25 protein-coding genes are annotated in these 26947 nt (G+C 67.8%); 13 read left to right on the top strand and 12 right to left on the bottom strand.

Annotation, left to right across the window (positions count from 1 at the left end; translation table 11 throughout):
- Nucleotide 1 precedes the first annotated feature (1 nt).
- Nucleotides 2-1171 (top strand): 2-oxoglutarate dehydrogenase complex dihydrolipoyllysine-residue succinyltransferase, encoded by a 1170-nt coding sequence (odhB, locus tag PE061_RS18200; protein WP_271256627.1) that lies wholly within the window; start codon nucleotides 2-4, stop codon nucleotides 1169-1171.
- Here odhB and PE061_RS18195 read toward each other — a convergent pair.
- Nucleotides 1168-1860, bottom strand: a complete 693-nt coding sequence (locus PE061_RS18195) for a putative 2OG-Fe(II) oxygenase (RefSeq protein ID WP_271256626.1) — start codon at nucleotides 1858-1860, stop codon at nucleotides 1168-1170. The genes odhB and PE061_RS18195 overlap by 4 nt on opposite strands.
- Before the next feature lie 94 nt (nucleotides 1861-1954).
- Between PE061_RS18195 and lpdA the strand changes: the two genes are divergently transcribed.
- Nucleotides 1955-3349, top strand: coding sequence for a dihydrolipoyl dehydrogenase (gene lpdA / locus PE061_RS18190; RefSeq protein ID WP_271256625.1), 1395 nt, complete (start codon nucleotides 1955-1957; stop codon nucleotides 3347-3349).
- A 136-nt stretch (nucleotides 3350-3485) separates the two neighbouring features.
- Here lpdA and PE061_RS18185 read toward each other — a convergent pair whose 3' ends face one another.
- On the bottom strand, nucleotides 3486-3779 hold the full coding sequence (locus PE061_RS18185) for a hypothetical protein (RefSeq protein WP_271256624.1): 294 nt from the start codon (nucleotides 3777-3779) through the stop codon (nucleotides 3486-3488).
- 193 nt (nucleotides 3780-3972) lie between these two features.
- Here PE061_RS18185 and PE061_RS18180 point away from each other — a divergent pair, with 193 nt between their 5' ends.
- Both PE061_RS18180 and PE061_RS18175 read left to right on the top strand, forming a co-directional pair.
- Nucleotides 3973-4572 (top strand): TetR/AcrR family transcriptional regulator, encoded by a 600-nt coding sequence (locus tag PE061_RS18180; protein WP_271256623.1) that lies wholly within the window; start codon nucleotides 3973-3975, stop codon nucleotides 4570-4572.
- A 52-nt stretch (nucleotides 4573-4624) separates the two neighbouring features.
- Entirely contained in the window at nucleotides 4625-5023 is a 399-nt protein-coding gene (locus PE061_RS18175; protein ID WP_271256622.1) for a DUF1761 domain-containing protein, read from the top strand.
- Here PE061_RS18175 and sppA read toward each other — a convergent pair.
- Nucleotides 5012-6892: a signal peptide peptidase SppA gene (gene sppA / locus PE061_RS18170; RefSeq protein ID WP_271256621.1), complete on the bottom strand. Its 1881-nt coding sequence runs from the start codon at nucleotides 6890-6892 to the stop codon at nucleotides 5012-5014. The genes PE061_RS18175 and sppA overlap by 12 nt on opposite strands.
- Nucleotides 6893-7090: 198 nt before the next feature.
- Here sppA and groES point away from each other — a divergent pair, with 198 nt between their 5' ends.
- From groES to PE061_RS18155, 3 genes are all read left to right on the top strand, one after another.
- Nucleotides 7091-7378, top strand: a complete 288-nt coding sequence (gene groES / locus PE061_RS18165; RefSeq protein WP_184065438.1) for a co-chaperone GroES — start codon at nucleotides 7091-7093, stop codon at nucleotides 7376-7378.
- 48 nt (nucleotides 7379-7426) lie between these two features.
- Nucleotides 7427-9070, top strand: a complete 1644-nt coding sequence (gene groL / locus PE061_RS18160; protein ID WP_271256620.1) for a chaperonin GroEL — start codon at nucleotides 7427-7429, stop codon at nucleotides 9068-9070.
- A gap of 99 nt (nucleotides 9071-9169) precedes the next feature.
- Complete coding sequence (locus tag PE061_RS18155; RefSeq protein ID WP_271256619.1) at nucleotides 9170-9601, top strand: DUF6998 domain-containing protein; 432 nt, start codon at nucleotides 9170-9172, stop codon at nucleotides 9599-9601.
- 76 nt (nucleotides 9602-9677) lie between these two features.
- On the opposite strand, the gene PE061_RS18150 is transcribed toward PE061_RS18155, so the two are convergent.
- Together PE061_RS18150 and PE061_RS18145 are read right to left on the bottom strand one after the other, a co-directional pair.
- Nucleotides 9678-9959 (bottom strand): hypothetical protein, encoded by a 282-nt coding sequence (locus PE061_RS18150; protein WP_271256618.1) that lies wholly within the window; start codon nucleotides 9957-9959, stop codon nucleotides 9678-9680.
- A gap of 324 nt (nucleotides 9960-10283) precedes the next feature.
- On the bottom strand, nucleotides 10284-11153 hold the full coding sequence (locus tag PE061_RS18145; protein WP_271256617.1) for a VacJ family lipoprotein: 870 nt from the start codon (nucleotides 11151-11153) through the stop codon (nucleotides 10284-10286).
- A gap of 116 nt (nucleotides 11154-11269) precedes the next feature.
- On the opposite strand from PE061_RS18145, the gene PE061_RS18140 reads away from it, so the two are divergent.
- From PE061_RS18140 to metH, 4 genes are read left to right on the top strand one after another with little or no spacing between them, the layout of a single operon-like run.
- Nucleotides 11270-12217, top strand: a complete 948-nt coding sequence (locus tag PE061_RS18140) for an ArsR/SmtB family transcription factor (protein ID WP_271256616.1) — start codon at nucleotides 11270-11272, stop codon at nucleotides 12215-12217.
- Nucleotides 12214-13131: a methylenetetrahydrofolate reductase gene (metF, locus tag PE061_RS18135; protein ID WP_271256615.1), complete on the top strand. Its 918-nt coding sequence runs from the start codon at nucleotides 12214-12216 to the stop codon at nucleotides 13129-13131. Before PE061_RS18140 ends, metF begins: the two co-directional genes overlap by 4 nt.
- Complete coding sequence (locus PE061_RS18130; protein ID WP_271256614.1) at nucleotides 13128-14174, top strand: homocysteine S-methyltransferase family protein; 1047 nt, start codon at nucleotides 13128-13130, stop codon at nucleotides 14172-14174. Before metF ends, PE061_RS18130 begins: the two co-directional genes overlap by 4 nt.
- Nucleotides 14171-16798: a methionine synthase gene (gene metH / locus PE061_RS18125; RefSeq protein WP_271256613.1), complete on the top strand. Its 2628-nt coding sequence runs from the start codon at nucleotides 14171-14173 to the stop codon at nucleotides 16796-16798. Before PE061_RS18130 ends, metH begins: the two co-directional genes overlap by 4 nt.
- 102 nt (nucleotides 16799-16900) lie before the next feature.
- On the opposite strand, the gene PE061_RS18120 is transcribed toward metH, so the two are convergent.
- The 5 genes from PE061_RS18120 to PE061_RS18100 form a co-directional block, all read right to left on the bottom strand.
- A complete protein-coding gene (locus tag PE061_RS18120) occupies nucleotides 16901-17137 on the bottom strand; it encodes a hypothetical protein (RefSeq protein ID WP_271256612.1) in 237 nt (78 codons plus the stop codon).
- Nucleotides 17138-17289: 152 nt separating this feature from the next.
- Nucleotides 17290-18042, bottom strand: a complete 753-nt coding sequence (locus PE061_RS18115) for an arginyltransferase (RefSeq protein WP_271256611.1) — start codon at nucleotides 18040-18042, stop codon at nucleotides 17290-17292.
- Between the two features lie 9 nt (nucleotides 18043-18051).
- Nucleotides 18052-18891, bottom strand: coding sequence for a flagellar motor protein MotB (locus tag PE061_RS18110; RefSeq protein ID WP_271256610.1), 840 nt, complete (start codon nucleotides 18889-18891; stop codon nucleotides 18052-18054).
- Nucleotides 18892-18955: 64 nt separating this feature from the next.
- Entirely contained in the window at nucleotides 18956-19801 is an 846-nt protein-coding gene (locus tag PE061_RS18105; RefSeq protein WP_271256609.1) for an ATP-grasp domain-containing protein, read from the bottom strand.
- Nucleotides 19802-19809: 8 nt separating this feature from the next.
- Nucleotides 19810-21048 carry a threonine ammonia-lyase gene (locus PE061_RS18100; RefSeq protein WP_271256608.1) on the bottom strand — a complete coding sequence of 413 codons (1239 nt, stop codon included), beginning with the start codon at nucleotides 21046-21048 and terminating at the stop codon, nucleotides 19810-19812.
- A gap of 109 nt (nucleotides 21049-21157) precedes the next feature.
- Between PE061_RS18100 and PE061_RS18095 the strand changes: the two genes are divergently transcribed.
- On the top strand, nucleotides 21158-22024 hold the full coding sequence (locus tag PE061_RS18095) for an NAD(P)-dependent oxidoreductase (protein ID WP_271256607.1): 867 nt from the start codon (nucleotides 21158-21160) through the stop codon (nucleotides 22022-22024).
- Between the two features lie 4 nt (nucleotides 22025-22028).
- A complete protein-coding gene (locus PE061_RS18090) occupies nucleotides 22029-23663 on the top strand; it encodes an amidohydrolase (protein WP_271256606.1) in 1635 nt (544 codons plus the stop codon).
- A gap of 6 nt (nucleotides 23664-23669) precedes the next feature.
- Here the strand turns inward: PE061_RS18090 and PE061_RS18085 are convergent, their stop codons facing one another.
- On the bottom strand, nucleotides 23670-25907 hold the full coding sequence (locus PE061_RS18085; RefSeq protein WP_271256605.1) for a spermidine synthase: 2238 nt from the start codon (nucleotides 25905-25907) through the stop codon (nucleotides 23670-23672).
- Entirely contained in the window at nucleotides 25904-26911 is a 1008-nt protein-coding gene (hemB, locus tag PE061_RS18080; protein WP_271256604.1) for a porphobilinogen synthase, read from the bottom strand. Before hemB ends, PE061_RS18085 begins: the two co-directional genes overlap by 4 nt.
- Between the last annotated feature and the right edge of the window lie 36 nt (nucleotides 26912-26947).

Here is a 26947-nt window from a genome sequence, read left to right as displayed (position 1 = left end):
CATGGCTATCGACGTCGTTATCCCCGCGCTCGGTGAATCGATCACCGAGGCCACCGTCGGCGAATGGCTGAAGAAGCCGGGCGATGCCGTGAAGGCGGATGAGCCGATCGTCAGCCTCGAGACCGACAAGGTCGCGGTCGAGGTTCCGGCGCCCGCCGCGGGCGTCCTCTCCGAACAGCTCGCCGCCGTGGGCGACACGGTGAACGTCGGCGCCGTCATCGCGCGTCTCGAAGCCGGCGGCGCCGCTGCGGCGCCTGCGAAGGCCGCGGCTCCGAAAGCTGCTGCGCCGGCCAAGGCGGCGGCACCAGCGGAGTCCAAGCAGTCACCCGCCGTCACCGTCGCGCTTGCGGAAACCGGCGTCGATCCGGCGAACGTGCAGGGCACGGGCAAGGACGGGCGTCTCACCAAGGCCGACGTGCGCGGCGCTGCCACGGCCCCGGCGCCCGCCGCGGCGGCTCCGGCCGCCGCCGGGCGTCAGGAGGAGCGCGTGCGCATGACGCGCCTGCGCCAGACCATCGCCCGCCGCCTCAAGGAAGCGCAGAACACCGCCGCGATGCTCACCACCTTCAACGACGTCGACATGACGGCGGTGATGGAGGCGCGCGACCGCTACAAGGACCTGTTCGAGAAGAAGCACGGCGTCCGCCTCGGCTTCATGAGCTTCTTCACCAAGGCCTGCTGCCTTGCGCTGAAGGACGTGCCGTCCGTCAACGCCGCCATCGAGGGCGACGAAATCGTCTACCGCAACTACGCCGACATCGGCGTCGCGGTCAGCTCGCCGGGCGGCCTCGTCGTGCCGATCCTGCGCAATGCCGACACGCTCTCCTTCGCGGAAACCGAGAAGGCGATCGGCGATTTCGGCCGCCGCGCGCGCGACGGACAGCTCAAGATCGAGGAATTGCAGGGCGGCACCTTCACCATCTCGAACGGCGGCGTATTCGGCTCGCTGCTGTCGACGCCGATCCTCAACCCGCCGCAGTCGGGCGTGCTCGGAATGCACCGCATCGAGGAGCGCCCCGTGGTGCGGGACGGCCAGATCGTCGTGCGCCCGATGATGTACCTCGCGCTCAGCTACGATCACCGCCTGATCGACGGCCGCGAGGCGGTGACATTCCTCGTCCGCGTCAAGGAAGCGCTGGAAGACCCGACCCGGCTGGTGCTCGACCTCTAAAGGTCTTCGTCCACGTTGACGTCCACGCCCGGGCGCGCCTTTTCGGCGCCGCCGAGGAAGCCCGTGCGCGGCGCGGCGAGTCTCGGGCGTTCGAGCCATGAGCTGTGGAAGTTGAAGGCGACGGCGAGGCGCCGCTGCTCGTCGTCGTGCATTTCGGTGCGGTACGAGAGCCACGAGGGCCACAGCAGCAGCTCGCCCTCGGAAGGCGCGTAGCGGAAGCTGCGCCGCGCCACGTTGTCGGTCTGGATGCCGCCGCCGATGTCCTCGAAGACGATGGCGTCGCCTTCGGCCGCCATTGCGAAATAGCGCCCTGACCAGTTCCAGCCCTCGGCGGCGTGGTCGGTGAGCGCCTGCGGCTGGAAACGCGTCGTGAGGATCGCGTGCCCCTCCATCCGCCATTGTTTCGGCGCGGGCTGCGCTTCGGACTGCCGCCATGCCGCCGTCGCCTGCGAGGCGCACGCCGCCGCCCACGCCGTCAGCATCCGTGTCGCGCGGTCGGGCCATGCGGGGAGGTCGCTCCGCGCGCGCATCCGTTTCCGGTCGGAGCGGTTGCCGACGACGGCGCAGATCTCGTCGCGCCAGTACTCGGCTTCCTCCCAGCGGAAGACGAGCAGCGGCGCCGCGAACAGGTTCACCTGGCTCGCGGCACCTTGCGTCGGCGCGCGCTGCATGAATTCGATACGAGTCAAGAGTCTGGCCCGGTTCCTTGCTTCTCAAGCCTCCGCCGCTGGGATAAGACCGGTCGGCGAAGATTCCCTCCCACATAGACGGACAAGATTGAAGATGGCTGAACAGTTCGACGTGATCGTGATCGGCGCGGGCCCCGGCGGCTATGTCGCCGCCATTCGGGCCGCGCAGAACGGGCTCAAGGTGGCCTGCGTCGAAAGCCGCGAGACGCTCGGCGGCACCTGCCTCAACGTCGGCTGCATCCCCTCGAAGGCGCTCCTGCACGCCTCCGAGCTTTACGCCCACGCGGCGGACGGCAGCCTCGCGAAGTTCGGTGTCGAGACCGCGGGCGTGAAGCTGAACCTGAAGGCGATGCTGGACGAGAAGCTCGCGGCGGTGAAGGGGCTGACGGACGGCATCGCCTTCCTGTTCAAGAAGAACAAGGTGACGTGGCTGAAGGGCCGCGCGCGCTTCACCGGCAAGGCCAGCATCGACGTGGGCGGCGAGGTCTACACGGCGAAGTCGATCGTCATCGCCACGGGCTCGTCGGTCACGCCGCTGCCGGGCGTCGAGATCGACCAGAAGGTCGTCATCGACTCCACAGGCGCGCTGTCGCTGCCGAAGGTGCCGAAGCACCTCGTCGTCATCGGCGGCGGCGTCATCGGCCTTGAGCTGGGCTCGGTCTGGATGCGCCTCGGCGCCAAGGTCACGGTCGTCGAGTATCTCGACCAGATCCTCCCCGGCATGGACGGCGACGTCCGCAAGGAGATGGCGCGCCTGCTCAAGAAGCAGGGCATGGAATTCCGCACCGCCACCAAGGTCACGGGCGTCAAGGTCGCCAAGGGCAAGGCCGCGGTGACGGTGGAGCCCGCAGCGGGCGGCGCGGCCGAAACGCTGGAGGCGGACGCGGTGCTCGTGTCCATCGGCCGCCGCCCGAACACCGAGGGCCTCGATCTCGACAAGGCGGGCGTTCAGCTCAACGCGCGCGGCCAGATCGAGGTCGGCCACCGGTTCGAGACCGGCGTGGAGGGCATTTACGCGATCGGCGACGTGACGCCGGGGCCGATGCTTGCGCACAAGGCGGAGGACGAGGGCGTCGCGGTGGCGGATTTCCTCGCTGGCCGCGTCGGCTACGTGAACCACGACGTGATCCCGGCGGTCGTCTACACGATGCCGGAGGCGGCGAGCGTGGGCAAGACCGAGGACGAGCTGAAGGCCGCGGGCATCGAGGTCAAGGTCGGCAAGTTCCCGTTCCTCGCCAACAGCCGCGCCAAGACCAACCGCGACACCGACGGCTTCGTGAAGGTGATCGCCGACGCGGCCACAGACCGCGTGCTCGGCGTCCACATCGTCGGCAGCCTTGCGGGCACGATGATCGCGCAGGCGGCGCAGGCGATGGAGTTCGGGGCCTCGAGCGAGGACATCGCGCTCACCTGCCACGCGCATCCGACACATTCCGAAGCGCTCAAGGAAGCCGCGATGGCCGTGGAGGGCAAGCCCATCCACGCCTGATCGCGGCCGCTTCCCGATGTGCGTCCCTCGACTTCGCTCGGGATGATGCACGTATTTACAGGGTATAAAGGCCCTTCATCCCGAACGAAGTCGAGGGACGCACCCGTCAATGTCGCGCGGATGACCGCGCGCTGCGTCAGCGCAGTGAAAGCGACGGCTGCTTGCGGTCGTCGCGCCGCGTGTCCGCGACGTTGCGCCACGCGTCCTTGCGGCGTTCGGCAAGGCAGATCGAATGCTCGACGCTGCCTCGCGGCTCGCTCCGGCAGCTTTGCCGGGCGGTTTCGTCGATGCGGGTGTGAATGCGCGGGTCGGCGAGATGCGCCGTCTTGTCCTTGGCGGCGGCCTCGGCCGGGAAACCGGTGAGCAGGAAAGCTGCGACCACCGGTACCAGCATCACCGTGCCCACGGTTATGCGAAGAGACTGGCTCACGTCCTCTGTCCTCGTATACTCTTCCCCAGCCCCTCGCGGCACCATCGCCGCAGCGCGGCCCCTACACCGGACCGGCCCCGGAATATTGTACGGATTCGACAAACATCTTCCGAATGTCGACGAAATCGGCCGCGCTGTTGCACGGAGCACACGCGCCTTGACTTGATTGATCATTCAATCAAGTATTCGCCGCATGAACGCGCGCCGGGATACGCGAACCACCATCGTCCTCGCGGCGATGGAGCTGTTCTGGGAAAAGGGCTACGCCTCGACCTCGGTGGCGGACATCCTCTCGCGCAGTCAGGTCAACAGCGGCAGCCTCTACCACTGTTTCCCCGGCAAGCAGGACGTGCTGATCGCCGTGCTGGAGATGTACCGCGACGGCATCGGCGAGATGCTGCTGGCGCCCGCGTGGGCCGGCGTCGCCGATCCCGTCGAGCGCGTCTTCGCGCTGCTCGCGCGCTATCGCCGCATGATCGTCGACACCGAATGCACATACGGCTGCCCGATCGGCAGCATCGCGCTCGAGCTCCACGAGCCCGATCCGCCGGTGCGCGAACTGCTCGCCGCCAACTTCACGGGCTGGGTGGATGCGATCGAGCGTTGCCTCGCGGAAGCCGGGGACCGGCTGCCGCCCGCGACCGACCGCCGCGCGCTCGCCGAGTTCGTGCTGACCGCGATGGAGGGCGGCGTCATGCAGGCGCGCACCCACCGCGATGTCGGCTATTTCGATCGCACGATCGCCCAGCTTCGTGCCTATTTCGACATGCTCATGGAGCGGGAGACGGCCTGACGATTTCAGTGTTGCGTGGCTTTTCGGGAAGACGGCAACAGGGGAGGAAGGCATGGAAAACGTCAATCTGGTCGCGGTGCTGCTGTGCGGCGTCGCTTCGCTCGTGCTCGGCGCCGTCTGGTATGCGCCGCAGGTGTTCGGCAAGGCGTGGCAGGCGGGCACGGGCCTCACCGACGCGCAGCTGCAATCGGGCAACATGCCGCTGATCTTCGGCGGCGCGTTCGTGCTGAGCCTGATCGCGGCCTGCGTGTTCGCGATGTTCCTCGGCCGCGGCGCCGAACTCGGCTTCGCGGTCGGTGTCGGGTTCAGCGCCGGGCTGTGCTGGGTCGCCGCGTCCTACGGCATCAACTATCTGTTCGAGCGGAGGAGCCTGAAGCACTGGCTGATCAACGGCGGCTATCACACCGTCCAGTTCACGCTGTTCGGGCTGATCATCAGCCTATTGAAGTAGCCACTTCAGCCACGCCGGCGGCGGCGTTTTCGCCGCTGCCGGTGCGCCGCGCAGCCCGGCGCAGGCGATGCAGCGCGCCTGCATCGAGGGGCCCGAGGCGATCGCGGTGGTTTCCGCGAGCATCGACAGGTTGCGAAGCTGCTGCACGCGCGCCAGCCGGGTGAGCGCATCGGGCGGCGCGGTCTCGCCCTTGTCGCTGCTGAACAGGCTGTTCAGCAGTTGCAGCGGTAGCGGCGGGGCGACCTCGACGTCCACGGTGCGGACCTTGTCCGGCTGGAGCCCCGCGCGTTTCGCGGCGGCGGCGACGGCGGCGTCGAGACCGCCGAAGTGGTCGATGAGCTTCAACTGCCGGGCCGTGCCGCCGTCCCACACGCGGCCCTGTCCGATCTCGTTGACGCGCTCGACGGAGAGCTTCCGCGCCGCGCCGACGATCCGCAGGAAGCGCGCGTACATGTCCTCCACCGAGGCTTGCAGCAGCGCGCCGACTTCGGGCGTGATGCCGTCGAGCACGTCGGGCGCGCCGGAGAAGGGCGTGCTCTTCACGCCGTCGGCGTTGATGCCGAGTTCGGCGAGCGTGCGCTGGAAGGTCGGGATGATCGCGAACACGCCGATCGAGCCGGTGATCGTGGAGGGCTGCGCATAGATCTCGTCGGCGGCCGTTGCGATCCAGTAGCCGCCGCTTGCCGCGACCGTGCCGAACGAGGCGACCACGGGCAGGCCCTGCGACTTCGCGGTCATCAGCGCCTCACGCACCTGCTCCGATGCCGTGACCGAGCCGCCGGGCGAGTCGATCCGCACGACGAGCGCCTTGATGTGGTCATCGGCAAGCGCCTCGTCGATGAGGCTCGCGATGGTCTGCCCGCCCGCCGTGCCCGCGGGGGCCTCGCCGTCGACGATCTCGCCCGAGACATAGACGATGCCGACGGCATCACCGCCGCCGATGCGCCGCGCGCCGCTGTGCGCGTAGTGATAGTCGGCGAGCGCGATGCCGTTGAAGCCGCCCGGCCCGCCGTTGTCGCTCGTGCCGACCGCTTTGGCGAGCATCTCGCCGAACGCGACGCGCGTGCCGATGTGATCGACCATGCCGGCCTTGAGCGCGGCCTGCGCGAAGCCGCCGCCCGACGCGGCGAGGAGGCGCGGCAGGTCCTGCATGTAGGCGCGGACGCCGGCGCCCTTGCGCTGCGTGGAGACGTCCGTCATCCAGGTTTCCCAGAGGCTGTCGACAAGCGCCTGATCGGCGGCCTTGGCCTCGGGCGAGCCTTCGCTGCGCGTGAAGGGCTCGACCGCCGACTTGAAGGTGCCGACGCGGAACACGTTGACGTCCACCTTCAGCTTGTCGAGCGCGTCCTTGAAGTAGAGGCCCGAACCGCCGGGACCCGTCAGCAGAACCGCGCCGAGCGGCGCCAGCCACACCTCGTCGGCGTAGGCGGCCAGATAGTAGCCGTCGTCGAGATAGGCCGAGGAGAAGGCGTAGACCCTCTTTCCGCTGGTCTTGAACGCGGTGAGCGCGGAGCCGATGGATTGCAGGTTGGCGAGGCCGCTGCCCCAGAAGCCGTCGAGGTCGAGCACGAGCGCCTTGATGCGCTTGTCCTTCGCGGCGGCGTCGATGGCGTGGATGATGTCCGCGACCTCGGTCTCGCCGGGCAGGCCCGGCCCTCCGGTCAGCATGGTGAGCGGATCGGGATCGCGCGCCTGATCGACGACATAGCCGTCGATATCGAGCACGAGTGCGCCGCCCTGCGGCACGCCGACCGGTGCCGTGCCTTGCCGCAGCGCGAGGAAGGCGAACAGGACGAACAGCAGGAAAAGAAGCGCGAGCGCATCCTTCACGCCCACCAGAAACCGCCAGAAACCGCGCAGGATCGCCATGATGCTTCCCCGATGGAACAAGGCCCGTGTAACGGCACAACTCGGGCACGCCAAGGATGGCCCCGGAGACGTTACAAAAAAATTCACGTGCCAGCCGTTGACACCCCGGGGAGGGGGGCACATATCCCGGCGCGTTGGCACTCGCCCCGCGTGAGTGCCAATATCCGAATTCGAAACTTGAACGAGAGGGTGACACGAATGGGCTTCCGTCCTCTGCACGATCGCGTGCTGGTCCGCCGCATCGAGGCTGACGAAAAGACCGCCGGGGGTATTATCATCCCGGATACCGCCAAGGAAAAGCCGCAGGAAGGCGAAGTCGTCGCCGTCGGCGCCGGCTCCAAGGCCGAAGACGGCAAGGTGACGCCGCTGGACGTGAAGGCGGGCGACCGCATCCTGTTCGGCAAGTGGTCGGGCACCGAGGTCAAGATCGGCGGCGAAGACCTGCTCATCATGAAGGAAAGCGACATTCTCGGCATCGTTGCCTGAGGGCGCCCGCTTTTTTCGTTTCAAATCCCAAGGGAAAGGTAGTCAATCATGGCAGCCAAGGACGTAAAATTCGGCCGCGACGCGCGTGAGCGCATCCTGCGCGGCGTGGATATTCTCGCCGATGCGGTGAAGGTGACGCTGGGGCCGAAGGGCCGCAACGTCGTCATCGACAAGAGCTTCGGCGCGCCGCGCATCACCAAGGACGGTGTGACGGTCGCGAAGGAAATCGAGCTCAAGGACAAGTTCGAGAACATGGGCGCGCAGATGCTGCGCGAGGTGGCCTCGAAGACCAACGACATCGCCGGCGACGGCACGACCACCGCGACGGTGCTCGCCCAGTCGATCGTCCGCGAGGGCATGAAGTCGGTCGCGGCCGGCATGAACCCGATGGACCTGAAGCGGGGCATCGACCTCGCCGTCACCAAGGTCGTCGAAAACCTCGCCGCCCGTTCGAAGGCGGTCGCCGGTTCCGACGAGATCGCCCAGGTCGGCACCATCTCCGCGAACGGTGACGCCGAGGTCGGCAAGATGATCGCCGAGGCGATGGACAAGGTCGGCAAGGAAGGCGTCATCACCGTCGAGGAGGCCAAGGGCCTCACCAGCGAGCTGGAGACGGTCGAGGGTATGCAGTTCGACCGCGGCTACCTGTCGCCGTACTTCATCACGAACCCGGAGAAGATGCAGGTCGAGCTCGACAACCCGCATATCCTCATCCACGAGAAGAAGCTCTCGAACCTGCAGGCGATGCTGCCGATCCTCGAGGCCGTGGTGCAGAGCGGCCGTCCGCTCCTCATCATCGCCGAGGACATCGAGGGCGAGGCGCTCGCGACGCTCGTCGTCAACAAGCTGCGCGGCGGCCTCAAGGTCGCGGCCGTGAAGGCGCCGGGCTTCGGCGATCGCCGCAAGGCGATGCTGGAGGACATCGCGATCCTGACCAACGGCCAGATGATCAGCGAAGACCTCGGCATCAAGCTCGAGAACGTCACGCTCGGGATGCTCGGCCAGGCGAAGAAGGTCACGATCGACAAGGACAACACCACGATCGTCGACGGCGCCGGTGACAGCGAGCAGATCAAGGGCCGTGTCGAGCAGATCCGCGCCCAGATCGAGACGACGACCAGCGACTACGACCGCGAAAAGCTCCAGGAGCGCCTCGCCAAGCTCGCCGGCGGCGTTGCCGTGATCAAGGTCGGCGGTGCGACCGAGGTCGAGGTGAAGGAGAAGAAGGACCGCGTCGACGACGCGCTGCACGCCACGCGCGCGGCCGTCGAAGAGGGCATCGTCCCCGGCGGCGGCACGGCGCTTCTCTATGCGACGAAGGCGATCGAAGGCCTCACGGGCGCCAACGAGGACCAGACCCGCGGCATCGACATCATCCGCCGTGCGCTGCAGGCGCCGGTGCGTCAGATCGCCCAGAACGCCGGCCACGACGGCGCGGTCGTCGCGGGCAAGCTGATCGACGCCAAGGACGAGAAGCTCGGCTTCAACGCCCAGACCGACACCTACGAGGACCTGGTGAAGGCCGGCGTCGTCGACCCGACCAAGGTCGTGCGCACCGCGCTGCAGGACGCCGCGTCGGTCGCGGGCCTGCTCATCACCACCGAGGCGACGATCGCCGAGCTGCCGGACGACAAGCCGGCGCCGGGCGGTATGCCGGGCGGCATGGGCGGCATGGGCGGCATGGACTTCTAAAGTCCGGCCGACCGCAGTCAAAGAAAGGCCGTCGGGGCGACCCGGCGGCCTTTTGCTATTGAACCATTTGGCAGGGAATCTCGTGTAACGCATGTCGCCATGGAACGCGTAAAACTCCCCGAACCTGTCGCTCAAATCTATCGCGCTGTTGCGGAGCTGGAGGCGCTTTATCCGGGGCGAAAATTCACACCGGATGGCCACCTCGTTGGTTCGATTGGTGAGGTCGTGGCGGCGGAGGCAAAAAAGCTGAAGCTCTACAACGCGAGTGCGCCCGCTCACGATGCCGAAGATGAGTTTGGCAGAAAGGTACAGATCAAGATGACGGGCGGCCGCAGCGTTGCGATGTATGCGGACTGCGAGTGGTTAATCGTTCTCAGGATCGTTTCGCCCGAGGAGGCCGAGATCGTTTATGATGGGCCGGGCGCACCGGTGTGGGCGCGGGCCGGTAACGTCGGCAAGAATGGCCAACATATCGTCAGCCTGTCACGCCTCAGACGAATTGCCGCCGAAATCTCCGACGCTATCGAATAGCGCATGGCATAGACAAAAAAGAAACGGGCCGCACCCGAAGGCGCGGCCCGTTCCTTTTTCGAACTGTCAGTAAGACTTACTGAACAGTGTCCGCGGCGGCGTCGGCAGCGTCGGCAGCGGCGTCGGCAGCCGAGGCGGCGGCGTCAGCAGCGCCAGCAGCGGCGTCGGCAGCGGCGTCAGCCGTCGCGTCCAGAGCCGCATCCGTCTCGGCGACGGCGGCGTCGGCAGCAGCGGCGGCGTCTTCGGCCGCGGCGTCCGCGGTCGCGTCAGCGGCTTCTTCGGTCTTCTCGCTGCAAGCGGCGAGGCCGAGGCCGGCGACGAGCGCGAGAGCTGCGAAACCCTTGGTAACATTGCGCATCGACTTGTTCCCCTAGAACAGTTTGTATTGACCCTGCGCCCAATAATGGGAGCGGCGCGGATTGTCACGGAAAACCTTGTCTGTGGGAAGAGGTTTGATGTCCCCACGCAAAATATTTTTGCGGGGAACTGCCGCTGTTCGCCGCCCGTTTCGTAGGCGCGACGTTAATGTCTTGTAAAATAATAGATATTCTTCGCGGCGACAATGAGTGCGGACCGCCGCCTGCCGGGATCGGCATGGGCATATCCATGCCCGAAAAGCCGCAGGTATCGGATTCGGCAGGATAAATTCCGTCCGCGAGGACCTCGCGGCGCGATCTGCGCCTCAAGGCGTGGCGGTTTCGGCCTTGGGTTCGTCCGTCTGATACTCGGCGGCGGGCGTTTCGTCGGCCGCGGGAGCCTCGGGCGTTTCCGACCCGGCCACAGGTTCCGCGGTGGGGGAAGACTCGTCCTCGAAGGTCGGCGTGATGAAGTCGTCTTCGGGCGGATCGCCGTCGTAGATGTCGCTGAGGCGCTGCTGGAGATAGGCGGCGCGGACCGTCGCATATTCGTCGAGCGCCGTGGCGAGCAGGGGATCGGCCGTATCGACGAGGCGCGAGCGCAGGTCGATCGCCTCGCCGGCGGTGACGGCGATCCGTTCGGTGCCGTCGAGGCCCGCGACGTGCTTCTGGAACTTCGGCCACGGGTCCGTCACCGAATCCACGCCGAAGCCGAACGCATCGCGCAGCGTCGAGGGGCCGAGCAGCGGCAGCATGATATAAGGCCCCGAGCCGACGCCCCAGGCCGCGAGCGTCTGGCCGAAATCCTCTTCCTGTTTGGGAAGGCCCATCTCGGTGGCGTGATCGAAGAGGCCGGCGATGCCGAACGTGGAATTGATGAGGAAGCGGTCGGCGGCGCGGAACGCGACCTTGAACTTGCCCTGCAGTACCGCGTTGATGAACGACAGCGGCTCGTCGACATTGTCGAGCGCGTTCGAGACGCCGCGCCGCGCGATGCCGGGGACGACCGCACGGTAGCCCTGTGTCACCGGCTTGATGACCGCCGTGTCGACGCCCTTGTTGAACTTGTAGATGGAGCGGTTGGTCTTTTCGAACCGGTCAAGCTCGGCCTCCGAAACGCCTCCCGGCGTGGTCACGCAGCCGGCGAGAAGCGGCGCGGCGATCATGGCGGCGAGGGACAGGACACGAACGGACATAGGATTTCCCGGATCACGCTGGGCGACAAGGCGGAAGACCGTAGAGTTTCGCGGCAACGCTTTACAATCCATTTCGTTCATTGACCGCATATAAAGATATCTTTATATCCCTTTCCATGCAGCCTGCGCTCGACCTTTTCCGCGCTCTCGCCGATCCGTCAAGACTTCGGATCATGGCGCTCGTGCGCTCGATGGAATTGTCGATCGGTGAACTGGCCGAAGTGCTGGGTCAATCGCAGCCGCGCGTGTCGCGACATGTCCGCATTCTCGCCGAGGCCGGGCTCCTCGTTCGGCACAAGGAAGGCGCCTGGGTTTTCCTCCGCGCCGAAACGGCGGGGCAGGCGGGCGAGGTCGGCCTGCTGCTGGACGGGATGCTTGCGGGAAGCGCAGCCGTCGCCGCCGACGCGCGCCGCCTCGACGAGATTCGCGCGCGCCGCGTCGCCGGGATGTGGAGCTATTTCGACGCCCATGCGGAAGGCTGGGACGGCATCCGCTCGATGCACGTTTCCGACGACGAGGTGGAAGCGGCGATCCTGCGTGCGCTCGCGGCGCGGCCGGTCGGCTATCTTCTCGATATCGGCACGGGAACGGGCCGGATGCTGGAGCTGCTTGCGCCCGGTTCGCGCGGCGCGGTTGGCGTCGATCGCAGCGCCGACATGCTGCGCGTCGCGCGCGGCAAGCTGGAAGCCGCCAAGCTCAGCCATTGCGAGGTGCGGCAGGCGGACATGTACGCGCTGCCGCAGGCCGACGGCAGCATCGACACGGTGCTGCTGCATCAGGTGCTGCACTACGCCGACAATCCGGCCGCGGCGATCGCGGAGGCTGCACGCGTGCTGGCGCCCGGCGGGCGGCTGCTCGTCGTGGATTTCGCGCCGCACACGCTCGAGGAACTGAGGGCGAATCACGCGCACGCGCGCCTCGGCTTCGCCGACGACGCGGTGCTCGGCTGGATGCGCGAGAGCGGGCTTGAAGGCCGCGTCACGGATCATCTGAAAGGGGGCACGTTGAACGTCAGCATCTGGCTCGGGGTAAAAGCCCCGCAAGCGGCGAGGAAAGCGGCATGATCCTGACGCTCGACCAGATGACGGAAGCGCAGAACGCGATCCGTCAGCCGCTGTTCGCGGACCTTCGCGGCGACATCGAGGTGTCGTTCGAATTCTTTCCGCCCAAGACGGAGAAGATGGAGGAGACGCTCTGGGAGTCGATCAAGACGCTGGAGCCGCTGGCGCCGCGTTTCGTCTCCGTCACCTACGGCGCGGGCGGTTCGACGCGCGAGCGCACGCACGCGACCGTGTCGCGGCTCATCCGCGAGACGACGCTGACGCCCGCCGCGCATCTCACCTGCGTCGACGCTTCGCGCGGCGAGATCGACGATGTCGCGCGCGCCTATTGGGACGCGGGCGTCCGCCATATCGTCGCGCTGCGCGGTGATCCGCCGCGCGCGGGCGAACGCTTCGCGCCGCGCGCCGACGGCTATGAAAACGCGGCGGCGCTCGTCGGGGGGCTGAGGCGCGTCGCCGATTTCGAGATCAGCGTCGCCGCCTATCCGGAAATGCACCCGGAGGCCGCGAGCGTGGTGCAGGATCTCGACAATCTGAAGCGCAAGCTCGATGCGGGCGCGCACCGGGCGATCACGCAGTTCTTCTTCGAGCCGGAGACGTTCTTCCGCTTCCGCGACAATGCGGCTGCCGCCGGGCTCGATGCCGAGATCGTGCCGGGCATCCTGCCGGTCAGCAACTTCGCGCAGACGCGGCGCATGGCCGAGATGTGCGGCACGGCGATTCCCGGCTGGATGGGACGGCTGTTCGAGGGGCTCGAGGAGCGCCCGGCCGCGCGCGGTCTCGTCGCCGCCACCGTCGCCGCCGAATTCTGCCGCCGCCTCTACGCGGGCGGGGTCCGCGAGTTCCACTTCTACACGCTGAATCGTGCCGATCTCAGCTACGCCATCTGTCATATGCTGGGAAAGCGCGCCGCATGAGTGTCCGCGACGAATTCAATGCCGCCATCCGGGACCGCATCCTCATCAAGGACGGTCCCTACGGCACGATGATCCAGTCCTATAGGCTGGACGAGAAGGACTATCGCGGCGACCTTCCGGTGACGCGCGACCAGAAGGGCAACAACGACCTTCTCAATCTGACGCGGCCCGACATCATCCGCGAGATCGCCGGGAAATATATCGGCGCGGGATCGGAGATCCTCGCCACCAATACGTTCAACGCCAACACGATCAGTCAGGCGGACTATGCCTGCGAGCATCTGGTCGGCGACATCAACCGCGAAGGCGCGCGACTGCTGAAGGGCGTGATCGACGCCGCGCACGCGAAGGACGGCCGCCGCCGTTTCCTCGTCGGCGCGCTCGGCCCGACGAACAAGACGCTTTCGCTGTCGCCCAACGTCAACGATCCCGGTTTCCGCGAGGTCGACTACGATCAGGTGAAAGGCGTGTACCGCGAGCAGATCGACGCGCTCGTCGAGGGCGGCGCCGAGATCGTCCTCATCGAGACGGTGTTCGACACGCTGAACGCCAAGGCGGCCGCGCACGCGGCGATGGAAGCGGGGGATGCGCTGGGGCAGGACCTGCCGATCATGATGTCGATGACGCTCACCGATCTTTCCGGGCGCAATCTTTCAGGTCACACGGTCGAGGCGTTCTGGCACAGCATCCGCCACGTGAAGCCGCTCACCATCGGGCTCAACTGCTCGTTCGGCGCGACCGAGCTCAGGCCCTATGTGCAGGTGCTTTCGGCGATCGCCGATTGCCCGATCATGGTCTATCCGAACGCGGGCCTGCCCAATGAGCTCGGCCAGTACGACGAGGCCGCCGAGACCACGGGCCGGCTCGTCGGCGAATGGATCGACACCGGCTTCATCAATGCCGTCGGCGGCTGCTGCGGCACGACGCCCGCGCACATCGCCGCGATGGCCGCCGCTGCCAGCGCCAAGCCGCCGCGCGCCGTTCCGCACGTCGCGCCCGCGATGCGCCTGTCCGGCCTCGAAGCCTTCACGCTCGCCGCATGACCACCGATCAATCCACCGCCCAGTCCACGGCGACGTTCGTCAACATCGGCGAGCGCACCAACGTCACCGGCTCGGCGAAGTTCAAGAAGTTGATCCTCGGGGGCGATTATACCGCCGCGCTCGATGTCGCGCGCGAGCAGGTCGAGAACGGCGCGCAGATCATAGACGTCAACATGGACGAAGGCCTGCTCGACGCCGAAGCCGCGATGACCACGTTCCTGAAGCTGATCGCCGCGGAGCCCGACATCGCGCGCGTGCCGATCATGATCGATTCGTCGAAGTGGCAGGTGATCGAGGCGGGGCTGAAATGCGTGCCCGGCAAGGCCATCGTCAATTCGATCAGCATGAAGGAAGGCGAGGCGCCGTTCCTCGAACAGGCGCGCGCGATCCGCCGCTACGGCGCGGCGGCGGTCGTGATGGCGTTCGACGAAAAGGGACAGGCGGATAGCGCCGCGCGCAAGGTCGAGATCTGCGCGCGCGCATACAGGCTGCTCACCGAAAACGGCTTCCCGGCCGAGGACATCATCTTCGATCCCAACATCTTCGCGGTGGCGACGGGGATCGAGGAGCACAACAACTACGGCGTCGATTTCATCGAGGCGTGCGCGGAGATCAAGCGCCGCTGCCCGCACGCGAAGATCTCGGGCGGCGTCTCCAACCTCAGCTTCTCGTTCCGCGGCAACGAGCCCGTGCGCCGCGCGATGCACAGCGTGTTCCTCTATCACGCGATCCGCGCGGGGATGGACATGGGTATCGTCAACGCCGGCCAGCTCGACGTCTACGACACCATCGCGCCGGAGCTTCGCGAGGCGTGCGAGGACGTGGTGCTCAACCGCCGCGAGGACGCGACCGAGCGGCTGATCGCGATCGCCGAAACCTATCGCGCGAAGGACAAGACCGAGGAGAAGGCCGAGGCCGAATGGCGCGGCTGGCCGGTCAGGAAGCGGCTCGAGCACGCGCTCGTGAAGGGCATCGACGCGCACGTGATCGAGGATACGGAGGAGGCGCGGCTGGCGTTCCCGCGCCCCATCGAAGTGATCGAAGGTCCGCTGATGGACGGCATGAACGTCGTCGGCGACCTGTTCGGGGCGGGCAAGATGTTCCTGCCGCAGGTGGTGAAATCGGCGCGCGTCATGAAAAAGGCGGTTGCGCACCTCATCCCGTTCATCGAGGCGCAGAAGGAAGAGGGCGCGCGCGCCAAGGGCCGCATCGTGATGGCGACCGTGAAGGGCGACGTCCACGATATCGGCAAGAACATCGTCGGCGTCGTGCTCCAGTGCAACAACTTCGAGGTCATCGACCTCGGCGTCATGGTGCCGTTCCAGACGATCCTGAAGACCGCGCGCGACGAGAACGCCGACATGATCGGGCTGTCGGGCCTCATCACGCCGTCGCTCGACGAGATGGTGACGGTGGCGGCCGAAATGGAGCGCGAGGGCTTCACCATGCCGCTGCTCATCGGCGGCGCGACGACGAGCCGCGTGCACACGGCGCTTCGCATCGAGCCGGCGTACTCCGGCCCGACGCTGCACGTGCTCGACGCGAGCCGTGCGGTCGGCGTCGCGAGCGCGCTCACGTCCGACAACATGAAGGCGAAGCTCGTCGAGGAGACGCGCGCCGAATATGCGATGATCCGCGAGGAGCGGGCGGGCAAGGGCGAAAGCAGGCTTTCCAGCCTCGCGGACGCGCGCGCCAACGGCTTCCCTGCGGACTTCGCGGCGCATCCGCCGGTGAAGCCCGCAGTGTCGGGCGTGCGCGTGATCGACGATGTCACCGTCGATACGCTCGTTCCCTACATCGACTGGACGCCGTTCTTCCGCGCGTGGGAACTCGCAGGCACCTATCCGTCCATCCTCAGCGACAATGTCGTCGGCGAAAGCGCGCGCTCGCTGTTCGCGGACGCGCAGAAGATGCTGGAGCAGATCGCCGGGGAACGCTGGCTCGGGGCGCGCGGCGTCGTCGGCTTCTGGCCGGTGCGGCGCGAAGGCGACGACATCGTCGTCTTTTCGGACGAGAGCCGCGAGAACGAGATCGGCCGCTTCCCCATGCTGCGCCAGCAGATCGTAAAGCGTGCGGGGCGCCCCAACATGTGCCTCGCCGATTTCATTTCGCCGGAGGCGGACTGGCTCGGCGGCTTCGCCGTGACGGGCGGCGAGGGGATCGACCTCCATTCCGAACGCTTCCGGCGCGCGCACGACGATTATTCAGACATCATGCTGAAGGCGCTCGCCGACCGCCTCGCCGAAGCCTTCGCCGAGTATCTGCACGAACGCGTGCGCCGCGAACTCTGGGGCTATGCGCCGGACGAGCGGCTGACGAACGAGGAATTGATCAAGGAACGCTACAAGGGCATCCGCCCCGCGCCCGGCTATCCGGCGTGCCCGGACCATATGCTGAAGCCGGAGCTGTTCCGCCTGCTCGGCGCCACGGCGGCCACCGGAATCGTGCTCACCGAAGGGCTGGCGATGCTTCCCACCGCGAGCGTATCGGGTTTCTATTTCGCGTATCCGGAGTCGTCCTATTTCGGCGTCGCGCGCATCGGCCGCGACCAGCTCGAGGACTATGCCGCCCGTTGCGGCATGAGCGTGGACGAAGCCGAGCGCTGGCTGCGGCCGAACCTCTGACACGAAAACGCCGGCGGACCTTTCGGCCGCCGGCGCATCCGGGGTTCTACAGGAGGGGAGAGAAACCTACCGGATCAAATCCGCAGGTTATCGGGCCTCGGGTTACTGGGCGTCCGGCTTGCCGTCGCCGTCAGCATCGACCGCGTCGGGCTTGCCGTCGCCATTGGTGTCCCAGGCATCCGCCTTGCCGTCGCCGTTGGTATCCCACGCATCGGGCACGCCGTCGCCGTTGGTGTCGATCGTGGGCGGCGCGTCCGCGCTCTGGGCGAACGCCACGGCGGGAACACCGGCCACCATCACGGCGCCCAGCGCCACCCCAAGAAGTTTTTCGATTTTCATTGCAATCACCTTTGTCTGTCCGGGTTCGCCCCCCGGCCATGCAAAGGTTGGTCGGCCGGATCGCGCGGACAACCTCCGCGGCGATGAACCGCCCCGTCAGGCGGACGGGAACGGGGTTCCCTTCAACCTGCCTTGTTTTCGGCACATGTCGTTCAGGCGGCGGTTTCGACGGCGTCCACGAGTTTCCAGCCGCGCGTGGTGAGTCGCTCGATCGGGCGGAAGCGTGTCTTGTAACTCATCCGCTCGCAGCCCTCGATCCAGTAGCCGAGGTAGACGTAGTCGAGCCCGGCGGCGGCAGCCTGCCGGATGTGGTCCATGATGATGAAGGTGCCGAGGCCCGAGCGCGCCGGGTGCGCGGGATCGAAGAAGCTGTACACCATCGAAAGCCCGTCCGCCTGCCGATCGGTGAGGCAGCAGCCGATCAGGCGGCCCTGACGGCCGTCCGCCATCGGCTCGCGATATTCGATGATCAGCGTGTTGACCGGCGTCTGCTCGACCATCTCCGCGTAGTCGTAGGCGTCCATGCGCGTCATGCCGCCGTCGGGGTGGCGCTCGCCGAGATAGGCGCGCAGCAGGTCGAACTGTTCGGGCGTCGTCCACGGCTCGCAGACGCTGACCTCGATGTCGTCGTTGCGGCGCATGATGCGGCGCTGCGTCTGGCTCGGCGCGAAGCGCTGCGCGAGAACCCGCACGGAAACGCAGGCGTTGCAGCCCTCGCAGCTCGGCCGGTAGACGACGTTCTGGCTGCGCCGGAAGCCGATGCGCGACAGCGCCTCGTTGAGCTCGACGGCATCCTCGCCGCGCAGCTCGGTGAAGACCTTGCGCTCCATCTTGCCCGGCAGATAGGGGCACGGGCTGGGCGCCGTCACGAAAAAGCGCGGGAATCGGAACGTCTGGTCAGTCACGGCTTCGAACTATGGTGCGATGTTGCCGGTTTGGGAAGGGATCGGCTGCGCGGTTCGTCGCCCGGCGCGCGGGTTCATCGCCGGCGGCTCGTCGAGCAGGATGATGGTGACGCGGCGGTTTTCGGGCCGCGCAGGTGCGTCGGGCAACAGGGGCTCGCTGGCAGCGCGGCCTGTCACGGCAGCGAAACGGTCCGCGGGCACGCCGGCCCGTGCGAAGAGGTCGCGCACGGCGACGGCGCGATCCACCGAGAGCCGCCACGCATCGGCCTCCGCGCCGCCCGTATGCCCCTCGATGGCGATGCGGTTCGGCATCCGGCCGATACGCGCTGCGACGGCGCGGAACGCGTCGGCCGCAGGCGCGAGCGGCACGGCGCTACCCGGGGCGAACATTGCCCGCGCAGCCGTGTCGGTGAGCTGGATGTGGATGCCGTCCCGCGTCGGTTCGAGAATCACATTGTCTGCAAGCGGAGCGAGGTCCGGGTCCGCGGCGAAGGCGGTGCGGATGTCGCGGAGCAGCGCGTCGGCGCGCGCGCGGTCCCGCTCGCTCGCGGCGATGGGGAGCGGCTCGGGCCCGCCGCTCGCCGCCGCGACATCGCCGTCGGCCGCCGCTCCGGTCTGGCTGGCGGCGAGGGAGGGCGTGAAATAGTCGGCGATGCCTTGCAGCGAGACCTTCTCCGAGGTGGAAATCAGCCAGAGCAGCATGAAGAACGCCATCATCGCCGTGGCGAAGTCGGCATAGGCGACCTTCCACTGCACGTTCACCGGCCGCACGCCGCGCGGCGCGCGGCGCGCACGCCGCCGGATGACCGGGCGCGCGTTGACGGCGTTGCGGAAATGACGGCTGGCCATGGCCCGGTGGCGTTTCCTCGTGGAGTCTAGGGCCAAGTCTAGCGTCCGGAGGGTTAAGCGGGCGCTAAGTTTCCGGCCGCAGGCGCGCGCGGAGGGCTTCGGCGAACAGGCTGCCGCCGTCCGCGGCGTGGGACAGGAACAGATCGGGTTCGATCAGTTCCAGCTCCATCAGCCGTAGCCCGCCATCCGCGCCGCGCACCATGTCGATGCGGGCATAGAGTGCGTCGCCGGGCGCGGCACCAAGCGCCGCTTCCGCCACGGCGCGGGCCCCGGCAGGCGCGTCGGCGGTGATCTCGCGGCCGCCGTACTGCTCCTGCACGCGGAAATCGCCGGCGGAGGGCACTTTCAGGATCGCGTGGCTGAACGCGCCGCCGAAGTAGAACAGCGAGTATTCGCCCTCCGTCGCGATCGCGGCCATCAGCGGCTGGATCAGCATCGGCTTGCCGCGCGCGTCCGCGGGCACGGGATCGCCGGGCGCGAGACGGTAGGTTCCATCCGCACCGCCGGAAATCGGCGGCTTCACGATCAGCGTGTCGCCGAAGCGCGCCCGGGCTTCGATCAGGTCCGTGTCCGAAAGCGCCGGCGCGAAGGCGGTGGGGATCACCGGCACGCCTTTCGCCTCAAGGTCGAACAGGTAGCGCTTGTCGGTGTTCCAGCGGATCAGCGGCACGGGGTTCGCGATCGGAACGCCCGCGGCTTCCCATGCGTCGAGCGCCGCCGACCAGTCGTCCGCGCGCGCCTGATAGCCCCACGCGATCAGCGGCAGGACGAGGGCGTCGCCGGTTCCGAGCGGCGCCGTCCACGGCTGGAAGCGAACGTCTGTTCCGAGCAGCGCCCGAAGTTCGTTTTCCGTGCGCCCGGCAAAGGCGTTGCCGCCGCTGTCCGGCGTCAGGATGCAGATTTCGGCCATGTCCTGCCTCAGGCGATCTCGACGGAGGAGACCTCGTAGCCGCTCGATTTCAGCGTTTCGATCAGCCGGTCGAGATGGTCGCGGTCGCGCGTCTCGCACTCGATGTCGGCGTAGATGCCTTTTGCCGAGAGGTTGGTGAACACGCGCTGGTGATAGACCTCGACGATGTTGACCTGCATGTCGTCGAAGATGCGCGCGACGCCGAAGAGCTGCCCCGGCCGGTCGTTGAGCCGGATGCGGAGCCGCGCGAGGCGGCCCGATCGGGCAAGATCGCGCAGCAGCACGTTGGCGAGCAGGCGCGTGTCGATGTTGCCGCCGGTGAGCGGCAGCCCGACGACCCGGCCCTTGAAGCGCTCCGGGTAGGCGAGGAGCGCGGCGAGACCTGCTGCGCCCGCGCCTTCGACCACGGTCTTCTCGATGTTGAGCAGCATCGCGGTCGCCTGCTCCAGCTTCGCTTCGTCGACGAGGAGGATGTCCTTCACGAGCGCGCGAACGATGTTCTGCGTGATCGTGCCCGGCTCCTTCACCGAGATGCCCTCGGCGATGCTGTCGCCGCCGCAGGGCAAGGCCTCGCCCTTCATCTTCGCCGCCATCGACGGATAGAGCGCCGCCTGCACGCCGACGATCTCGACATCCGGGCGCATCGCGCGCGCGGCGATCGACATGCCGGAGATGAGCCCGCCGCCGCCGATCGGCACGACCAGCGTGTCGATCTTCGGGGCGTCGGTCAGCATCTCGACCGCGACCGTGCCCTGCCCGGCGATCACCTTCGGATTGTCGAAGGGATGCACGAAGGTGAGGCCGCGTTCCACCTCAAGCTCGCGGGCGCGGGCGTAGGCCTCGTCGAAATTGTCGCCGTGGAGCACGATCGTCGCGCCGTGGCTTTCGGTCTGCTGCACCTTCACCACCGGCGTGTAGCGCGGCATCACGATCGTCGTCGGCACGCCGAGGCGCGTGCCGTGGTAGGCGATGCCCTGCGCGTGGTTGCCGGCCGACGCGGCGATCACGCCCTTCTTGCGCTGCGCGTCGGTGAGCGACAGCAGCGTGTTGAGCGCGCCGCGCTCCTTGTAGGCGGCGGTGAACTGGAGGTTCTCGAACTTCAGCCACACCTCGGCGCCGACGATGTCGGACAGCGTGCGCGATTTCAGGCAGGGCGTGCGGATGATGTGCGGCATGATCGCCATGTGCGCTGCCTCGATATCGGCAAACGTCACCGGCAAAGCCGCCACACCCTGAGAATCGCCCATCTGATCGTCCTGACCTGCTGAATTCGCACCGGCGCCATAGCCGATCTGGATGCCGAGGCAAACAGCCGCTAGGAACCCGCGCGAAAGCAGCAGCGCAGGAGGACTCGCCTTGGCACGGATCGCATATCTCGGAATGGGCGTGATGGGCGCGCCGATGGCGCGGCACCTGAAGGCGGCGGGCCACGACGTCACCGTCTACAACCGCACCGCCGCGAAGGCCGAGGCGTGGGTTGCGGCGAACGGCGGCGCGGCGGCGCCGACCCCCGCCGAAGCCGCGAAGGGCGCGGACATCGTCATCACCTGCGTCGGCAACGACGACGACCTGCGCGCCGTCACACTGGGGCCGGACGGCGCGTTCGGCGCGATGGCGCCGGGCAGCCTCTACATCGACCATACGACGGTTTCCGCCGCGATCGCGCGCGAGCTTGCGGACGCGGGCGCAGCGCGCGGCATCGGCGTGCTCGATGCGCCGGTGTCAGGCGGTCAGGCGGGGGCCGAGAACGGCCGCCTCACCATCATGGTCGGCGGCGATGCGGCAACGTTCGCGCGCGGCGAGCCGATCATGCAGACCTATGCGCAGCGCGTCGGCCTGATGGGCGGGGCGGGCGCCGGACAGCTCACCAAGATGGTCAATCAGGTCTGCATCGCGGGGGTGCTTCAGGGGCTGGCCGAGGCGATGAACTTCGCGATCGAGGCCGGACTGGACGCGAACGCCGTCGTGGACGTGATCTCGAAGGGTGCGGCGCAGAGCTGGCAGATGGAGAACCGCGCGCCGACCATGATCAAGGGCGAATACGACTTCGGCTTCGCGGTCGACTGGATGCGCAAGGACCTGTCGCTGGTGCTCGGCGAGGCGCGGCGCATCGGGCTTTCGATGCCGCTCACCGCGCTGGTTGACCAGTTCTACGCCGACGTCCAGAACATGGGCGGGGGGCGGCAGGACACGTCCTCGCTGCTCAGGCGGTTCAGGGGATAGGGTCATGCGGATCGCGCTCGCGCTTGCGGTTGTTCTCTCGGCGGGCGCTGCGGACGCGCGGACCGTCATCGTCAATGCGAACGGCTACACGCTCGACGACATAGGCCGCCTTGCGAAATTCGGCGGGCTGGTCGTCGGCGACGACGGCCGTGTCGAGCGCCTGCTGAAACGGGGCGAGACGGCGGACGGCGACGTCGTCGATGCAGGCGGCAGGACGCTGCTTCCCGGCCTCATCGACGCGCACGGCCATGTCATGGGGCTCGGCTTCATGGCGCTCCAGATCGACCTGTCGGACACGACCAGCGTCGATCAGGCGCTCGCGAGGATCGCGTCATACGCCGCCGCGAACCCGGACCGGAAATGGATCGTCGGCGGCGGCTGGAACCAGGTGAGCTGGGGTCTCGACCGCTTCCCGACCGCTGCGGAACTCGATCTCGCCGTGGCCGACCGTCCGGTCTGGCTTGCCCGTGTCGACGGGCACGCGGGCTGGGCGAACACGGCGGCGCTGAAGGCGAGCGGCATCACCGCGAAGACGCCCGATCCCGCAGGCGGGCGCATCGAGCGCGGCGAGGGCGGCAAGCCCGCGGGCGTGCTCGTCGATGCGGCGATGGCCTTCGTCGAGAAGAGGGTGCCGCCGCCGGGCGAGGCGGAAAGCGCCGAGGCGCTGGAAAAGGCGCTTCAGATCATGGCCTCCGTGGGGCTCACGGGCGTTCACGACGCGGGCATTGATCCGGCCACTTGGGCGCTCTACGAGCGGTTCGCGAAGGACGGCAAGCTGACCGCGCGCATCTCGGCGATGGCCGCCGGCATGGACGCGCTGCGGGCGATCGCCCCGAAAGGCCCGACCGGCTGGCTCTACGAGGACCGGCTGGCATTGAATTCGGTGAAGCTCGTCGCGGACGGGGCACTCGGCTCGCGCGGCGCGGCGCTGATCGAACCCTACAGCGATGATCCCGAGAACACCGGTCTGATGATGCTCGAGGGCGCGAAGCTGCGCAACGTGATCGCGTCCGCCTCGATGCGCGGTTTTCAGGTGAACGTCCACGCCATCGGCGACAAGGCGAACCGCGAGGTGCTGAACGCCTTCGAAGATGTGCAGAAGATGGGCCAGCCGCTTGTGCGCCCGAGCATCGAGCACGCGCAGATCGTCGCGCCCGAGGACATCGGCCGGTTCGCGAAGCTCGGCGTCATCGCCTCGATCCAGCCGACGCACGCCACGTCCGACAAGGCGATGGCGGAGGACCGTGTCGGGCCGGAGCGGATCAAGGGCGGCTATGCGTGGAAGTCGCTCGTGAACAGCAGCGCGCGTATCGCGGGCGGATCGGATTTTCCGGTCGAGGCGGCCAATCCGTTCTATGGCCTCCACGCCGCCGTCACGCGGCAGGATCGCGACGGGCAGCCGCCGAAGGGCTGGTACGCGAACGAGGCGCTGACCTTGCAGCAGGCCTTCGCCGCCTTCACCACGGGCGCGGCCTATGCGGGACAGCAGGAACGGACGGTCGGCTCGCTCACCCCCGGCAAGTGGGCCGATTTCATCCTGATCGACGGCGATATCTTCAAGATGCCCGCAGGCGACATCTGGAAGGTGAAGGTGCTGGAGACGTGGCTTGCCGGGAAACGCGTCTATACGCGCGACTGAACCCGGCTATTGCTGCTTCAGCACCGGGATGATGCTCGCGAAATCGTCGGTCCACGGCTGAAGGCCGCGCTTCTCGCGCAGCAGCGCCCAGCCGGTCGGTCCCGCTCCGCCGCCGTACATCAGGTCCTGCATCCGCGTTTCCGTAGGCGTCAGCGCCACCCAGATCGAGCGCGAATAGTCGATTCCGGGGAGGCCGGGATCGTAGGGCGTGTGGTCGCGCACGCGCGCCGTCCAGCCCATGTCGGCGGCGATGGCGGCGATCACCGGCTGCAGGTCGATATGGCGGTTCGAGATGTGCACCATCAGCACACCGTCCGGTTTCAGCGTGCCCGTATAGACCCCGAACGCCTCCTCGGTCATCAGGTGCATCGGGATCGCGTCCGATGTGAAAGCGTCGATGGCGATGAGGTCGTAGGTGTGCTTCGGCTCCTTCGCGAGCGAGAGGCGCGCGTCGCCCATCACGATGCGAAGGTCCGGCGTGCAGCGCGCGATATAGGTGAACAGCCGCTCGTCCTTCGCCAGCCGCACGACCAGCGGGTCGATCTCGAATGCGGTCCAGCCTTGTCCCGGCGTCGCGAAGCAGGAGAGGGAGCCGGTGCCGAGCCCGACGTAGCCGACCTTGGCGAAGCGTCCGGCGATCTTGGGCAGCGCCTCGAACGCCTCGGCGACGCCGCTGCCCTTCGCGTAGTAGGACTGCGGTTCGCTCTGGAGGTCCGGGATCAGGCTCTGCACGCCGTGCAGCGTCGTACCGTGCTCGAGCTGGCGGATCAGCCGCGCGCTGTCCGCCTTCACCGTGTAGATGCCGAAGAAGCTGCGCTCGCGCGCCAGTTCGATGCGGCTGATCGCGATCGCCTGCCAGCCGCCGAGGCCGAGCATCAGCGCGCCGAAGCAGGCCGCGAAGGTGAGCCGCCGTCCGATCGAGAGCACGGCGGCGAGCGCGATCAGGGCGAGCGCGGGCGCGGCGGTCTCGGCGCTGTCGGCGAGGATCAGTTCGGTGTGCACCCACCACGAGGCGGCGAGCGCGGCGGCGGGTAGGGCGATGTCGAGGATCAGGCCCCGGCGTCCTTTCCACAGTTTGCCGAGGCGCTTCGTCAGCGGCTTCGCGGGGATCAGCGCGGCAGCGCACACGAGCAGGATCGGGTGCTCGTACACCCAATCGAACACCAGCGGCGCGACGATCGCGGAGAACAGCCCGCCGAGCACACCGCCCACCGAGATCCACAGGTAGAAGTCGGTGAGCTGCGACGGCGGCGGCCGCCGCTCGGCGAGGTGGCCGTGCAGCGCCAGCGCGACCACGAACAGCAGCACGAGGTTGGTGAGCGCCATCAGCAGCGCGAACACGCCCTGCGCGAGGAACGTATAGCCGCCGAGCAGCAGCAGCAGGATCGGCGCGCCCATCTTCGCCTGCTTCACGAAGATCGCCCCGCCCATCGAGAAGGCGACGATGAAGGTGACGAGATAGAGCGCCAGCGGCACCACCCAGAGCAGCGGCACGGCGACGATGTCCGTCGTCAGGTGCGTCGTCGTCGACAGCAGCAGGCCCGAGGGCACGGCGGCGAGCGCCGTCCAGACCGCGCGCTCGCGCCACGTCGCGGGCGGCGCGGCCTCGGCGGCGGGGACCGGGTCATGCGCAGGGCGGCGGGCGCAGACGGCGACGAGGAGGGCGAGGACCACGAACCCGCCCGACCACAGCCACGCCTGTTCCTTGAGCCGTAGGTACGGCTCCACCGCGAACGGATAGGCGAGGAGGGCGAGCAGGCTGCCGGCGTTGCTGGCCGCGTAGAGGAAATAGGGGTCCGCCGCTGCCGGATCGTCGACGCGCGCGTACCACGACTGCATCAGCGGCGCCTGCGCCGCGACGACGAAGAACACCGGCCCGATGGAGGCGGCGAGCAGCGCCAGCAGCCACAACATCGGCGGCAGCGTCTCGCGTCCGCCGACCTCCGCGAGGCTGATCGGCAGGGTGAGCGCCGCGACGGCGAATACCGCGAGGTGGACGATCGTCTGCCGCCGCTGCGCGAGGCGGCTGATGGCGTGGGCGTAGACGTACCCCGCGAGCAGCATCGCCTGATAGAACAGCATGGCGACGTTCCACACGGCGGGCGCGCCGCCCAGCGTCGGCAGCGCCATGCGGCCGAGCATCGGCTGGATGAAGAACAGCAGGAACGAGCCGAGGAAGATGGTCGCGATGAACAGCGGCCGCGCCGCCAGTCCCCGTGACGCGACGCCCTCGGCAGCCGTCATCCGAGCAGCCGCGCCGCGTCGCGCGCGTAGTAGGTGAGCACGCCCGAGCAGCCCGCGCGCTTGAAGGCCGTCAGCGCCTCGATGATCATGCGGTCGCGCTCGATCAGGCCCGCCCGCGCCGCCGTCTCCAGCATCGCGTACTCGCCGGAGACCTGATAGGCGAACACGGGGATGTTGAACGCGTCCTTCACGCGCGCGATCACGTCGAGGTATGGCATCCCCGGCTTCACCATCACGCTGTCCGCGCCCTCGGCGATGTCGAGCGCGACCTCGCGCAGCGCCTCGTCGGCGTTCGCCGGGTTCATCTGGTAGGTCTTCTTGTCGCCCTTCAGGAAGCCGCCGGAGCCGACCGCGTCGCGGAACGGGCCGTAGAAGGCGGAGGCGTACTTGGCGGCGTAGCTCATTATCTGCACGTCGTGGAAGCTGCCCGCCTCCAGCACCTTGCGGATCGCGCCGACGCGGCCGTCCATCATGTCCGACGGCGCGATGATGTCCGCCCCGGCGCGCGCCTGCACCAGCGCCTGCCCTTGCAGCATCTCCAGCGTCTCGTCGTTGAGGATGCGGCCGTCTTCCGAAAGCAGGCCGTCGTGGCCGTGCGTCGTGTAGGGATCGAGCGCGACGTCCGTCAGCACGCCGATGCCGGGCGCGGCGTCCTTGATCGCCTTGATCGCGCGGCAGGTGAGATTGTCCGGGTTGAGCGCCTCGCGGCCGTCCGCCGTGCGCCGTTCGGGCGGCGTGTTCGGGAACAGCGCGATGCACGGGATGCCGAGGCTTTCGGCCTCCTTCGCCGCGGCGGCGACGAGGTCGACCGACAGCCGCTCGACGCCCGGCATCGTCGGCACCGGCGTGCGCTCGCCTGCGCCTTCGGTCACGAACAGCGGCCAGATGAAATCGGCCGGAGTCAGCGTCGCTTCGGCGAACAGCGCGCGCGACCAGGCGCGCGCGCGGGGGCGTCTCAGGCGGGTTGCGGGATAGGCGGCGGCAGGCTTGGGGACGGAAGACATGGGCGGCATCTATGGGCGAAAACGCCCGCCTTGAGA

Origin of the sequence: Sphingosinicella microcystinivorans, assembly GCF_027941835.1 — a bacterium.
In the GTDB taxonomy this organism is placed as follows: Bacteria; Pseudomonadota; Alphaproteobacteria; order Sphingomonadales; family Sphingomonadaceae; genus Sphingosinicella.
This window is presented reverse-complemented; position numbering and strand designations above follow the sequence as displayed.